The organism is Thermodesulfovibrio thiophilus DSM 17215 (genome assembly GCF_000423865.1).
GTDB lineage: Bacteria > Nitrospirota > Thermodesulfovibrionia > Thermodesulfovibrionales > Thermodesulfovibrionaceae > Thermodesulfovibrio > Thermodesulfovibrio thiophilus.
In genome coordinates this window covers 116,708-130,762 of sequence record NZ_AUIU01000011.1, presented here as the reverse complement: position 1 = coordinate 130,762, position 14,055 = coordinate 116,708, and the positions used below count along the sequence as shown (strand labels likewise).

12 protein-coding genes are annotated in these 14,055 nt (G+C 33.3%); all 12 read left to right on the top strand.

Annotated features, from left to right (window positions below; genetic code table 11):
- The first annotated feature begins 5 nt into the window (after nucleotides 1–5).
- The 12 genes from G581_RS10250 (at nucleotide 6) to ispD (ending at nucleotide 14,017) form a co-directional block, all read left to right on the top strand.
- A complete protein-coding gene (locus G581_RS10250; protein WP_038064637.1) occupies nucleotides 6–791 on the top strand; it encodes a tRNA (adenine-N1)-methyltransferase in 786 nt (261 codons plus the stop codon).
- On the top strand, nucleotides 788–2,092 hold the full coding sequence (locus G581_RS0101730) for a B12-binding domain-containing radical SAM protein (protein WP_028844335.1): 1,305 nt from the start codon (nucleotides 788–790) through the stop codon (nucleotides 2,090–2,092). Before G581_RS10250 ends, G581_RS0101730 begins: the two co-directional genes overlap by 4 nt.
- Before the next feature lie 121 nt (nucleotides 2,093–2,213).
- Complete coding sequence (locus G581_RS0101725; RefSeq protein WP_028844334.1) at nucleotides 2,214–2,804, top strand: SurA N-terminal domain-containing protein; 591 nt, start codon at nucleotides 2,214–2,216, stop codon at nucleotides 2,802–2,804.
- Nucleotides 2,805–2,815: 11 nt separating this feature from the next.
- Nucleotides 2,816–3,583 carry a diadenylate cyclase CdaA gene (cdaA, locus tag G581_RS0101720; RefSeq protein WP_028844333.1) on the top strand — a complete coding sequence of 256 codons (768 nt, stop codon included), beginning with the start codon at nucleotides 2,816–2,818 and terminating at the stop codon, nucleotides 3,581–3,583.
- Nucleotides 3,580–4,233 (top strand): CdaR family protein, encoded by a 654-nt coding sequence (locus G581_RS0101715; protein WP_028844332.1) that lies wholly within the window; start codon nucleotides 3,580–3,582, stop codon nucleotides 4,231–4,233. Before cdaA ends, G581_RS0101715 begins: the two co-directional genes overlap by 4 nt.
- Nucleotides 4,230–5,591: a phosphoglucosamine mutase gene (glmM, locus tag G581_RS0101710; RefSeq protein ID WP_028844331.1), complete on the top strand. Its 1,362-nt coding sequence runs from the start codon at nucleotides 4,230–4,232 to the stop codon at nucleotides 5,589–5,591. The genes G581_RS0101715 and glmM overlap by 4 nt, the downstream gene beginning before the upstream one ends.
- Nucleotides 5,592–5,608: 17 nt before the next feature.
- The gene (locus G581_RS0101705; protein ID WP_028844330.1) at nucleotides 5,609–7,885 is read left to right on the top strand and encodes a DNA internalization-related competence protein ComEC/Rec2; all 2,277 of its coding nucleotides are present in this window, start codon (nucleotides 5,609–5,611) and stop codon (nucleotides 7,883–7,885) included.
- Nucleotides 7,886–7,894: 9 nt separating this feature from the next.
- Nucleotides 7,895–8,506, top strand: coding sequence for an imidazole glycerol phosphate synthase subunit HisH (gene hisH / locus G581_RS0101700; RefSeq protein WP_028844329.1), 612 nt, complete (start codon nucleotides 7,895–7,897; stop codon nucleotides 8,504–8,506).
- A complete protein-coding gene (selB, locus tag G581_RS0101695; RefSeq protein WP_028844328.1) occupies nucleotides 8,503–10,377 on the top strand; it encodes a selenocysteine-specific translation elongation factor in 1,875 nt (624 codons plus the stop codon). Before hisH ends, selB begins: the two co-directional genes overlap by 4 nt.
- A 1-nt stretch (nucleotide 10,378) precedes the next feature.
- A complete protein-coding gene (locus G581_RS10245) occupies nucleotides 10,379–11,809 on the top strand; it encodes a DegQ family serine endoprotease (RefSeq protein ID WP_051178685.1) in 1,431 nt (476 codons plus the stop codon).
- A complete protein-coding gene (locus G581_RS0101685; RefSeq protein WP_051178682.1) occupies nucleotides 11,806–12,810 on the top strand; it encodes a PIN/TRAM domain-containing protein in 1,005 nt (334 codons plus the stop codon). Before G581_RS10245 ends, G581_RS0101685 begins: the two co-directional genes overlap by 4 nt.
- A complete protein-coding gene (ispD, locus tag G581_RS0101680; RefSeq protein WP_169368350.1) occupies nucleotides 12,779–14,017 on the top strand; it encodes a 2-C-methyl-D-erythritol 4-phosphate cytidylyltransferase in 1,239 nt (412 codons plus the stop codon). Before G581_RS0101685 ends, ispD begins: the two co-directional genes overlap by 32 nt.
- The last annotated feature ends 38 nt before the right edge of the window (nucleotides 14,018–14,055 follow it).

Sequence of the window (14,055 nt, the reverse complement as noted above, 5' to 3'; positions counted from 1 at the left end):
GGAAGTTGTCAGCATTCAAAGAAGGAAATTTAGCTCTCTTAATTGATTCAAAGGGAAGAAAATATCTTATCACGTTGAAAAAAGATGCATCTTTTTCTTTTCATAAAGGTAATGTAGCATTAAATGATATAATAGGTAAGCCTGATGCTATTAAAGTACTGTCAACGCATGGAGAACCTCTTTTGGTTTTTAAACCCTCTCTTGAAGATTACGTTCTTAAAATGAAAAGAGGTGCCCAGATAATCTATCCAAAGGATATATCAAGACTTCTAACACTTATTGATATATTCCCTGGTGCAAAGGTATTTGAAGCGGGAACTGGATCTGGAGCTTTAACTCTTCATCTTTTAAGAGCTGTAGGACAGACTGGCAGAGTTGTTTCATGTGAAAAAAGAAAAGAATTTTATGAAACTGCAAAGACAAATATCGAAAAATTCATAGTCAATGAACCATCTGGAGAATTAACTCTCTTAAATAAAGACATTTCAGAAAAAATAGATGAAAAGGATTTTGATCGACTGATTTTTGATCTTACTGAACCATGGCTTTTTCTTGATAAAGCCGTTGAAATGTTAAAACCCGGAGGACTTATTGGCTGTTATCTTACAACGGTTCTTCAAATTTACAGTCTAATGGAAGAATTTGAAAAGAATTTTTCTAAGAGTCTTTACAAAATCGGAATTTTTGAACTTCTTGAAAGAAAATGGGAAAAGGAGGGCTTAAGTCTCAGACCAGCATTAAGAATGGTCGCCCATACTGGATTTATTGCTGTTTTTAGAAAGCTTTCATGAAATTCAAATGTCTTCTTATAAATCCTTGGATTTATGACTTTGCTGCCTATAATTTCTGGGCAAAGCCTCTTGGATTATTAAAGGTTGCTGAATTCCTAAGCCAGTTTAACGTAGAGCTCTTTTTAATCGATTGTTGTAATTCATTCAAAATTAAAAAATACGGAACAGGAAAATACAGAGCAGAAGTTGTGGAAAAACCCGAGATTCTAAAAAAGATTCCAAGAAAATATAAAAAATATGGAATTTCAACTGAAGAATTCATTGCAAATTTAAAGAATCTGGGCTCTGTTGATTTCATATTTGTAACCTCAATAATGTCTTACTGGTGGTATGGAGTGAAAGAAGTTATCGAAATTTTAAGAAACTATTTTATTAATACACCAATAATTCTCGGTGGAATTTATGCCACACTGTATAAAGAACATGCAGAAAAACAGATAAATGCTGATTTTATTTATAAAGGACATATTAATATAGGAATAATAAATGAACTCGAACGAATTGGGTTAAAGCTTGAACGGATTACTGATAAACCGAAATATTGGTGGCAGATGGGATTTTACAGAGAACTGCCTTACGCTCCGATTTTAACATCAACTGGATGTCCTTTCAAGTGCTCATATTGTGCATCCTCCATTTTATATGAGTCATTTGGACAGAGATTGTTAAATGAAATTATGGAAGAAATTGAAGAATTACATTTAAAAGGAGTTAGAGATTTTGCCTTCTATGACGATGCTCTTCTTTATAAATCTGACATACACATAAAACCATTGCTTAAAAAAATCATTGCAAAAAATCTGGATCTCAGATTTCATACTCCCAATGGAGTTCACGCTCGTTTTATAGATAAAGAACTTGCTCAACTTATGAAATACTCAGGATTTAAAACACTAAGACTAAGCCTTGAAACTGTTGATATAAAAAGACAGTTAGAAACTGGAGGAAAGGTAACAAATGATGAACTTGAAAAAGCAGTTTATTCTTTAAAAGAAGCAGGTTTCGCATCTCAGGACATTGGAGTCTATATAATGTATGGACTTCCAGGACAGAGTTTTGATGAGTTAAGGGCAGGAGTTGATTTTCTTAAAAATTTAAAGGTTCGTATTCACTTGAACGAATTTTCACCAATCAAAGGAACTTATTACTGGCAGGAGTTTGTAACAAAAAATATTATTACTGATGAATTAGACCCCCTTTTAACAAATAACTCAATTTTTGCAGAAATTTTTGCTGGATATAACAGAGAAGATATTAAAAAACTGAAAATTGAAGTTAACAACTTTAATTTGATATTATAAGTCTCAGTATTTTTACAAAAGCTAAGATGCAGCTACTCTGTCCTTGCAGGTGTAATTATATGAGCAAGATCCGTGTATATTGTATAATTTATAACAAATTTTTCATTGCAGGAGGCTTAATGTGATAAAAACACTCAGAAAAAATGCGAAATATTTTTATTTTTTGTTTTTTCTTGTTATTATTACCTTTGTTTTCTGGGGGGTTGGAACAGTAGATAAAAAACATACGGACGTTATAGCAGAAGTGGCCGGACAGAAAATTACAGCAGAGAGATTCTGGAGAAACTACGAAGAAACAAGAAGAGTTTATAGAGAAGTTTTTAAAGAAAAGGCTACTGAGATGGAACAGGGACTGAAAGAAAGAATTCTTGAAAATTTAATAAATGAAGAAGTTATGCTTTATTTTGCAAAGAAATATGACATAGAAGCAACAGACAGAGAAGTTCAAGATGCTATCCTGAATGATCCTCGGTTTAAAAGAAATGGAGTGTTTCAGCGAGATGTGTACTTTCAAATTTTAAAACTAAACAGAATAACTCCTGCACAATACGAGTCTTCTTTAAAACGAGATATAACTGTTGGGAAAGCTCTGCAGGTTATTGCATTAGCAAACGACAGCAGTGATATATCTGACGAAGCTTTTATTAAATCCTTTTTAAATGCATTTAAATCAAATATTCCTGTAAAAATTAATAAAGAAGCTTTATCATGATTTAAGAGGCTATGGAAAAATTTTTTGATCAGATAAGATGGCAGGATTTAGTTGATATAGCTATTGTTTCTTTTATTATCTACAAAATTTTTATCCTCGTTAAAGGAACCCGCGCAGCAAGAATGCTTGTTGGAGTTGGTTTATTGCTGGCAATCTCTTTAATTTCAAGATTTTTTGAGCTATATACTCTTGACTGGCTTATTCAGAACTTCTGGGCTCAGATAGTAATAGTATTGATAATTCTTTTCCAGCCTGAGATAAGAAAAGCTCTTGCTCAGATGGGAGAGACTCCTTTATTTCACAGGTTTAGTTCAGCAGAAGAGATGAAAACGATAGAAGAAATAGTTAAGGCATCCCAATCACTTGCTAATAAAAAAATAGGTGCATTAATTGTTTTTGAAAGAGATGTCACTCTATCCGAATATATAGAAATCGGAATACCCCTTGATGCAAAGGTTACTAAGGAATTATTAATAAGTATTTTTCATCCAACAAGTCCTATTCATGATGGTGCTGTTATTATAAAGGGAAACAGGGTAGTTGCTGCTGGATGCTTTCTTCCTATAAAGCTCGGTGCAGATTTAAGCAAAGCCTATGGAACAAGGCATCGAGCTGCTCTAGGCATTACAGAAGAAACCGATGCTGTGGCAATTATAGTTTCAGAGGAGACAGGTTCAATTTCACTTGCAGTAAATGGACGACTTGAAGGCAATCTTGATATGGAAAAATTAAGACAGAAGTTAACAAATCTATTCACAAAAGATAGAGAAAGAAAATGAATAAAATTTTGAAAAATTTTTTAACAGAAAATCTGACATTTAAGTTAATATCCATTGCTTTAGCCTTATTTTTATGGTTTTTTGTTACATTTAGAGGTCAGACAGATACAGTCATTGATGTTCCTTTAGAATTCAAAAATACCCCATCAGAAATGGAAATTTTAAAACAGAGCGCGAAAAAGATAACACTTGCAATTTCAGCAAGAGAAAGAATTTTAAAAGAATTAGCACGAAATAATATAAGGGTAGTAGTTGATCTGTCAAATGTCAAAATTGGAGAAAATTCAATTGCTATAACAAAATCTTCTGTAAAGATTCCAAGAGGTATTGAGATATTAAGAATAGATCCCTCTCAAATTAAGATATATATGGATCAGAAATCTCATAAAGTAGTTCCTGTAAGAGTTGTACTGCTAGGAAATCCAGCGAAAGGTTTTAGTATCGTATCAGTAACGTCAAATCCTGCTAATTTAAAAATAGAAGGAGCTAAAAAAGAACTTGACAGAATTCGTGCTATTAAAACAGAACCGGTTGATATAGAAGGTCTTAATGAAGACTTAAGAGTTCAAGTCAAAATAGACCCTGAAGGAAGAATTTTCAGAACAGAGAAGGACATAGTAGAAGTAAATGTTAAAGTAAAGAGAAAGTGATGGAACTATTTGGAACAGATGGCATCAGAGGAACAATAAACATTTATCCAATGATACCTGAATTATGCATGAAAGTAGGAATGGCTTTATGTTTTATTTTGAAAGAAAGGATCCCCCATAAACCAAAAGTACTAATAGGCAAGGATACAAGAATATCAGGATATGTAATAGAATCAGCTTTAACAGCAGGGATTACATCAATGGGAGGAGATGTTTATCTGGCAGGACCTATTCCAACTCCAGCAATTGCTTTTCTGGTTAAAAGCATGCGTCAGGATGCAGGAGTGGTAATTTCAGCATCGCATAATCCATTTCATGACAATGGAATTAAAATATTCTCACATGATGGATTCAAATTTTCAGAAGAACTTGAGAATAACATTGAAAGACTTTTGCAGGATTCAGAATTTCCAATGAATAGACCTTTGGCTCAGGATCTTGGTAAGGCTTTCAGAGTTGATGATGCTGTGGGAAGATATATAGAATTTGTTAAGTCAACCCTGCCTAAAAACTTCAGTTTTGAAGGACTCAAAGTGGTTATAGATCCTGCAAATGGAGCAGCTTACAAAATCACACCAATACTTTTCAGAGAACTTGGTGCTCAGGTTATAACAATCAATGATAAACCTGATGGATTGAATATAAACAGAGGATGTGGGGCTCTCTATCCTGAAGGATTAATAAAAAAAGTTAGAGAAACAGCTTCTCAGCTTGGAATTGCCCATGATGGAGATGCAGACAGGACAATTCTTGTGGATGAAAAAGGTAACGTTGTTGATGGTGATTTGATTTTAACTGTCTGGGCAGATGAATTAAAAAAAGAAGGAAAACTTAAGAAAAATACTATTGTTGGAACTGTTATGACAAATTTGGGAATTGAAAACTATCTTAAAGAAAAAGGAATAAAAATGATAAGAACAAATATTGGTGATAAATATGTTGTTGATGAGATGCTTAAATGCGGATATAATCTTGGAGGAGAACAGTCAGGACATATAATATGTCTTGATTATTCCTGTACTGGCGATGGTGCTATTACATCTGTTCAGATGGCATATATAATGATGAAAAATAATAAAGCTTTAAGCGAGTTAATACAAAATATCCATAAATATCCACAGGCTTTAAAAAATATAAAAATTCCTGAAACTTTTTCAAAATATGAAGTTTTGAAAAGACTGGAGGCCTTGAGTTCAGAAATCGGGAAACTTCAAAAACAAATAAAAGGAAGAATACTTATAAGACCTTCAGGCACAGAACCAAAAATCAGAATTATGGTGGAAGATGAAGACAATGAAAAAGTGCAAAACATGATAAACAAAATTGAAGAACTGATAAAACAGAAACTTACAAGTTAATAACCTCTTCTAGTTAAATGCCTGTTATTTTAAGTCTACTGTTTGGAATAGTTCTTGGACAGATTTTCATCTATTTCCCTTTAACAGTAACATTAGTTTCATTGGTCATTTTTCTATCTTTCCTGAAACGAAATAAATTTTTAGCAATTCTGATAGTTTTATCCTTAGTTTCAGGAATTAGTTACAGCAACCATATCAATTCAAATAAACAACAGAAGTTCAGAGATATAACTGCAATAGGATATATAAAAAATGCAAACCAAAACATCTATAATTTTCGGATTGTTGAATCTAATAAAACAGAGTTAAAAAATACAAACCTGAAAGTTTATTCCAGAGAAACTCTTCAGGAAGGAAAAAGCTATTTGATTGAGTGTGTCTATGGTAAAACATATAAAAATCCATATCAATCTGAAAATCCAATATGTTATGTTAAAAACACACAATTACTAAGCAAGTCCTATAAAACACGCTTTGATGAACTTAGAGGCAGAATAAACACAAAAATAGAAGAAACAATCAGCGAAAATCTATCCGGAAGTCTTATTGCCATGACAACCGGTGAAAGGGTATCAATTCCTGATGAGATTAAAGACGATTTTCGAAAAACAGGACTGATTCATATTTTAAGTATTTCAGGAGCACACTTCAGTCTTTTATTTACAATATTTTTTATTGTATTCAAATTTATTTTCAAACGACTTCCTTATACATTGCTTGTAAGACTTACAATTTATATTAAACCTTCTCAATTGAGCATTCTTTTTTGTTTTCCTGTAATTTTGGGTTATTATCTGATTGTTGAACCCAACTATCCATCAACAAGATCATTTATTATGGCAACTCTTTTTATGACAGGTGTTCTTTCAGAAAGAAAATCTATATGGATTTTTACAGTAAGTTTTGCATGTCTTATAATTTTGATTTTCCAGCCAGATGCAATAAAGGATGTTTCTTTTCAGCTAAGCTTCCTTGCAACAGCTGGCATTGGTTTTATTTCTGATATCTACAAGCATTTCAAAGACAAAATACATAATAAAGTTTTAGCATATATTTTATTAAGTTTTCTTGTAAGCGTTTCCGCAACATTGATAACAGCACCTGTTATAATTTATAAGTTTCATTATCTCTCCCTGATAGGATCTGTAGCAAACCTTACAGCAGGATTATTGATAGGAATGGTTCTTTTCCCTTTGCATATCTGCTTTGTAGCATTTTTTTTAATTACAGGTACCTATCCTTTACCTGAATTAATCGATTTTATCGGCACTGTATCATTCAAACTGATGCATGTTCTTGCATCTTTCAACTATTCTTCAATATTAATCCCTCCAGTTTCTCAGGGAGTAGTGGTTATATTTTATCTCTCAATATTTATTGTTTTATTGAGTTACTACTGCTTCAAAGGAAAATTAATGAAACTTTGCTATGGACTGTCAATTCTTTTGTTTCTCAGCTCAATTCTGATACCAATAGCAACGTTTATAAAAGAAAAGGAAAATTTAAAAATGACATTTCTTGATGTTGGACAAGCAGAGTCAACTGTTTTGGAAACACCATCAGGAGTTTTTTTAGTAGATACAGGGAAAACAGGATGGGAAATAACTCAGTTTCTTAGAGCAAAGGGAATTAATGAGATTAATGCTTTAATTATTACACATGAGCAAAAAGACCATGCAGGTGGATTTGAAAGAGTTATTAAAAATTTCAAACTGAATGAAATCTGGGACAATGGATATATAGAGTATAATAAACAAATTCTTCCAGATAAAATAGTAATCAGACATCTTGCAAGAGGTGATATCTTGCAGATTGATAACTGCAGTTTCACAGTGCTTCATCCATACAGCGAGTTCTGGAAATCTTCTTTGTCAAGATATAGTAATGAACTAAGCCTTATATTCAAGTTTAAATGCTTTAACAAAAACTATCTCTTTACATCAGATGCAGGGAAGCAATCCATTAAGACTTTGCCAGTTCAGTATCTAAAAACAGATATTGTTAAAATTCCCCATCACGGAAGTAAATATTCACTTTTAAGAGAATTTTACGATAATGCAAAGCCTGAGTTCTGTATAATTTCTACAGGCAAAGATAATCCCTACGGACATCCTCACAGCGTTGTAATTACAGCGTTAGAAAAACATTGCAACATATTCAGAACTGACAACGATGGAGCAATCCAGATAAAAGAAAAGAAAGATGGGACCCTTACGATTCAAACAATGAAAAGCCTTGAATTCAAACCTTACAGAGACTGGGAAAATTTAAAAAAACTGTTTATTTTATGGTAGAATTAACGCATGATAGCTCTTATTGACTATGGCATGGGAAATATAAAAAGTGTTTCAAAAGCTCTTGAAACAACAGGAACAGATGTAAAAATCACTCAATCTCCTGAAGATATCAGGAATGCGAAAGCCATTGTTCTTCCAGGAGTGGGAGCTTTTAGAGATTGCATGAAAAATCTCTCAAAGCTTGAACTTATTTCAGTTATTAAAGAACAAATACTGAAAGGTAAGCCCTATCTTGGCATATGTCTTGGAATGCAAATACTCTTTACAGAGTCTGAAGAATTCGGACTCTGTAAAGGTCTTGATATATTTAAAGGCAAGGTTGTCAGATTCCAACTTTCTCAGGGATATAAAATTCCGCACATGGGATGGAATACTGTTAAATTTCATAAAAAAAGCAGATTATTAGAAGAAATTAAAGATAATTCTTACTTTTACTTTGTCCATTCCTACTATGTGTCCCCAGAGGATTCAAAAGTTGTTGCAGGTGTAACTGATTATGGTGTAGAGTTTACATCTATGATAATTCACGAAAACATTTTTGCAACACAGTTTCATCCTGAAAAATCCCAGAAAACAGGCCTTACTCTTTTAAGAAATTTCATCAAGATTATCCAATGAAAAAAGTCATTCTGGGCACAGCAGGTCATATTGACCATGGTAAAAGTTCTGTTGTAAAAGCTCTTACAGGAGATGATCCAGACAGATTGAAAGAAGAAAAGGAAAGGGGAATCACAATTGACCTTGGCTTTGCCAGTATCGCTTATCCTGATTTAGTTGTTGGAATTGTTGATGTTCCAGGACATGAAAGACTTATTAAAAACATGCTTGCAGGAGTTGGTGGAATTGATATGGTCATGCTTGTTGTTGCAGCTGATGAAGGAGTTATGCCTCAGACAAAGGAACATCTTGCAATATGTGATTTGCTGAAGATAAAGTCCGGATTGATTGCTTTAAACAAAGCTGACCTTGTTGATGAAGAAACATTAGAACTTGCAAAAGAAGATATAACAGATTCAGTTAAAGGAACATTCCTGGAAAATGCTGAAATAATCCCTGTTTCAGCCAGAACAGGCTACAATATAAACGTTCTTAAAGAAAAAATTAGAGAACTTGCTTTAAAAGTTGAAGAAAAATCAACAGGTGGTATATTCAGAATGCCTGTTGACAGAGTTTTTACTCTTAAAGGATTCGGAACAGTTGTGACAGGAACAGTCCTTTCTGGAAAAATTTCAGTTGACTCATCTGTTGAAATTCTTCCAACACGTATTAGCTCAAGGATAAGAGGGCTGCAGAGTCATGGACAACAACTCAAAGAAGTTGTTGCAGGACAAAGGGTTGGGATAAATCTTCAAGGAGTTTCGAAAGAAGATTTAAGACGAGGAGATATTGTTACAATTCCAGGCAAACTCAAACCAACATATATGATAGAAGCAAAAATAAAACTATTAAAAGATGTTAAACCCTTAAGAAATAGTTCGCCTATTCATTTCTACCTTACAACATCTGAAACTACAGGGAAAATAAAACTTTTTGGCAAAACTGAAATTCTTCCTGATGAAGATGCTTTTGCTCATATTAAATTGAATGAACCTGTAGTTGCAATGGCAGGAGACAGATTTGTTATCAGAAGATTTTCTCCACTTGAAACTCTTGGTGGAGGCATTATTCTTGATCCTGATCCGCCTAAAAAAAATAGGGAATTAGACCACGCACATCTTGATATTCTCTACAGTGGAGAACTATCAGACAGAATAGAGATTAAAATTAAAAGAAAAGGATTTAAAGGCATATCAATCTCTGAACTTGAAGGCTGGATAAATACTGACATAAAGTTTATAAAGACTGCTGTCCAACAGCTTATAGAAAAGAAAAAAATTATAAAAGCTGAAAATCATCTTTTTCATATGGATATTTTTAATGATTTCAGAATCTCTCTTTCTAACCTGCTCAAACAATTTCATGAAAATAATCCACTTAAGGAAGGTTTGCCTAAAGAAGAGCTAAAAGCCAGACTTTCTCTGGGAAGGTCTCCTGAACTTTTAATGCTGTTAAATCATGTTGAAGAGATTTCAGTTGAAGGTAACCTTGTAAAGTTAAAAACAGCAACAAAAGAAAAAGTTGATGAAAAATTAGAAAATAAAATAATTAAAGACCTTAAAAACAATGAATTTCAACCACCTCTGAAGGATGAACTTGCTCGTAATCTCTCAATTGCTGAATCAAAACTAAGTGATATATTAAAATTAATTGCTAAATCAGGTAAAATAATTCGAATAAATGACTCACTATATCTTACCGCTGAAAGTTATACAAAAATGATAGAACTTCTTAAAGAATTTTTTACCAAAAAAGATGTGATGGCAGTTTCTGAGTTTAGAACACTGCTTAATACAACAAGAAAGTATGCAATTGCATATCTTGAACATCTTGATTCACAGAAAATAACTCTTCGTGTTGGAGAGTTCAGGAAACTGGTAAAAAGAGGATAAGATGACTAAAAGAAAACTCAGTCTCATTATTTTAACTTTCCTTATTGGATGTCTGGCCGGAATAACTATTTTTTACCTTATAACAACTCCCAGACAGTCAATTCCTATCTATAAAGATATTATTGAACCAGTAAAAAGCTTTTCTGAAATTGTCAAAGCTGTTTCTCCCTCTGTTGTAAATATATCAACAACAAGGACAGTGCAATCTCCACCCACTCTTGAAGACCTCTTTGAATTTCTCCCTCCATACGGCAATTCCCAGGGTAAAAAATGGAAAGAGATGAGTATGGGTTCAGGGGTAATCGTTTCAAATGATGGATACGTATTGACCAATTATCATGTAGTTGAACAGGCAGATGATATAAGAGTGACCCTTTATAACAGAAGAACATTTAAAGCTTCAATAATAGGCGCTGACTCCAAAACAGACCTTGCTGTCATTAAAATAGACGTAAAGGATTTACCAGTTGCTCCATGGGGTGACTCTGACCAGCTTCAGGTTGGAGATTTTGTTCTGGCAATCGGGAATCCCTATGGGCTTACTCATACAGTTACTATGGGAATTATAAGCGCTGTTGGACGAGCAGATGTTGGCATAGCTGATTATGAAGATTTTATTCAGACAGATGCGGCAATAAATCCGGGTAATTCAGGAGGACCACTTGTAAACATAAAAGGTGAAATCATAGGAATAAATACTGCCATTTTCTCAAGAACAGGAGGATATCAGGGAATAGGTTTTGCTGTTCCCAGTAATATGGCGCGTATTATCAAAGATAGTCTGATAAAGGAAGGAAAGGTTGTAAGAGGATGGATAGGGATCATGGTTCAGGATTTAACAGCTGAGCTGGCTGAAAGATTTAACTTAAAAGAGCCATATGGAGTTATCATTACCGATGTAACCAAACAATCACCTGCTTACAGCGGTGGACTTAAAAGAGGCGATATCATTCTTGAATATGACGGGAAACAGGTAACAGAGAGTGCTATTTTAAAAAATCTCGTAGCACAGAGTAAAGTTGGTTCAGTTGTGAATCTGAAAATTTTTAGAGATGGGCAGGTTTATACAATTTCAGTTACTATTGCTCAACTTCCTTCAGAACAGTTTCAAGAGATAAAAACATTAAAGAAAACAGCAGATAAAACTGAAAATCCCCTCAAGGGACTATCAGTAATTGATTTTGAACCATCTATGGCAAAACAGATTGGTGCTGACCCGGATGACAGAGGCGTTGTTGTGTATAAAATTGAGCCCGGTTCGCCTGCTGAGAACACAGGTTTAAAAAAAGGAGATTTAATAATGGAGATTGAAAGACAGAAAATACAATCAGCATCTGATTTTCAAAAAGCCATACAGAAAATTTCAAGGTCAGATATACTTGTTCTCATAAACAGAGGTGGTAAGAAATTTTATATGATTCTGTCATCATGAATCTGTTAATTTTAATTTTTGCTATAACATTATTTACTGTCACTTTTATCCAATTACAGATTGAAGATTTTGCACTACAACATTCTCTTAAAGGAATTATAGTTTTCGCAGGCACCATTTTTCTAACTCTTTTTGCTTATTTAAAATTAAAGAGAATGAACATTTCTCAGATTATATTTGGAATTGCAGGGCTTTTTTCAGGAATCTTTACAGGTATACTGTTAAGTTTACCTTTATTGATATTTTCTTTAAATCTTAAGCCTGTTGCATTTATTTTCATAACTGGTTTTGGATATGCAGGAGCTGTATTTGGTTTAAAAAAAGCTGAAACCATCAAAATTATAGAGATATTGAACTTCATGAAAAAAGAAGCTATATGGGAAGAACCAAAAATCCTTGATACCAATGTTCTTATAGATGGCAGAATTGCTGATCTTATTGAACTTGGATTTATAAAAGGTACTATTTTAATTCCTGGATTCGTTCTGAGAGAGATTCAATATATTGCCGATTCTCCAGACCCATTAAGAAGAGCAAAAGGGAGAAGGGCACTGGATATATTGCAGAAAATTCAGAGAACAGAAAAAGTAAAACTTGAAATTATTGAAAAGGATATTCCTGAGATAAAAGAAGTTGACATAAAACTTCTGGAACTAACAAGAACCCTAAGAGGAACACTTATTACAAATGATTTAAATCTTATAAAAATTGCTCAACTAAGAGATGTGCCTGTTTTAAATCTCAATGAACTCGCTCAGGCAATGAGACCTCCTGTACTTCCAGGAGAAGTTTTAAAACTTTTTGTAGTAAAAGAAGGGAAAGAACCTGATCAGGGCGTTGCCTACCTGGATGACGGAACAATGGTTGTTGTTGAAGAAGGAAGACAGTATATTGGCAGAACAATCGACATTGTGATTCATAGTGTGCTTCAAACATCAACTGGAAGAATGATTTTTGGAAGACCAAAAAGTGAAGATTTTTCAATACAAAAAGAAGAATGATATGAAATGCATTGCTGTAATAGTTTCTGCAGGCATTGGTAAGAGATTCGGTTCATCAGACAAAGTATTCGCTGAAATTTTCGATAAACCTCTTCTGATATGGGCAGTTCAGGCATTTGAAGATATTAATTTGATTGATGAAATATGGATTGTAACCAGAAAAGAGCTTTTTCAAAGAGCAAGAGAGAATCTTGAGAAGTTTAATATTAAAAAAGTTAAAAAAATCATTGAAGGAGGAGGTCAAAGACAAGATTCAGTTTACAATGCTCTTAAGGAATTATATGAAAATACAGATATTGTTTTAATTCATGATGCAGCAAGACCAATGGTAAGTAAAACATTAATAAAAAAAATTCTTAATGCAATGAATTCTGAGATTGATGGAGTTATCCCTGTAGTTCCTTTAAACGATACAATCAAATGGATAAAAAAGGAAAATATAGTTGGTGGAACCCTTAATAGAGACATCCTTAGAGCAGTCCAAACACCACAGGCATTCTGGTTTAAAAAACTACTGCAGGCATATAAAAAAGCATATGAAGAAGATTTTTACGGCACTGATGATGCTTCACTTATAGAAAGATACGGAGGCAAGGTCTTAACAATAGATGGAGAAGAGAAAAATATCAAGATAACTACAAAACAAGATTTGCAAAAACTTTCAGTTCTTGCAGGGATGAATAATTTTTCTAACCATGAGTCATATAGAGAGCAAAAAAATAACATCAGTTTAAAATCAATAAGAATTGGTATGGGATATGATAGTCACAGATTTATGGAAGGCAGAAAACTAATCATTGGAGGAGTTGAGATTCCATACAGTCATGGCCTTTATGGACATTCAGATGCTGATGTCCTTATTCATGCAATAATTGATGCAATACTTGGATCAGCAGGAGTTGGAGATATAGGAACACATTTCCCAGATACAGATCCATTATATAAAGATATTTCAAGCATGGAGTTACTGAAGAAAACACTCAATCTTGTAAAAAATTACGGAGTAGATCCAGTATGGATTGACTGTACAATTTTTGCAGAAAAACCAAAGATGTTAACTTATATTCCAGATATGAATAAAAACTTACAGAAACTTGGATTAAATGTAAATATTAAAGCAAAAACCAACGAAGGCATGGGATTTATAGGAAGATGTGAAGGAATATCTGCTCAGGCAGTATGTCTTAGCATCAAGTTTAACCTCTGAATATATTGCTGAGCATGCTTTAACAAACAATCAAAATT

Excerpts from the sequence above, each read along its gene's own strand:
- G581_RS0101730 (WP_028844335.1), top strand. The coding sequence starts at position 788 with ATGAAATTCAAATGTCTTCTTATAAATCCTTGGATTTATGACTTTGCT.
- cdaA (WP_028844333.1), top strand. The coding sequence starts at position 2,816 with ATGGAAAAATTTTTTGATCAGATAAGATGGCAGGATTTAGTTGATATA.
- G581_RS0101715 (WP_028844332.1), top strand. The coding sequence starts at position 3,580 with ATGAATAAAATTTTGAAAAATTTTTTAACAGAAAATCTGACATTTAAG.
- G581_RS0101705 (WP_028844330.1), top strand. The coding sequence starts at position 5,609 with ATGCCTGTTATTTTAAGTCTACTGTTTGGAATAGTTCTTGGACAGATT.
- hisH (WP_028844329.1), top strand. The coding sequence starts at position 7,895 with ATGATAGCTCTTATTGACTATGGCATGGGAAATATAAAAAGTGTTTCA.
- selB (WP_028844328.1), top strand. The coding sequence starts at position 8,503 with ATGAAAAAAGTCATTCTGGGCACAGCAGGTCATATTGACCATGGTAAA.
- G581_RS10245 (WP_051178685.1), top strand. The coding sequence starts at position 10,379 with ATGACTAAAAGAAAACTCAGTCTCATTATTTTAACTTTCCTTATTGGA.
- G581_RS0101685 (WP_051178682.1), top strand. The coding sequence starts at position 11,806 with ATGAATCTGTTAATTTTAATTTTTGCTATAACATTATTTACTGTCACT.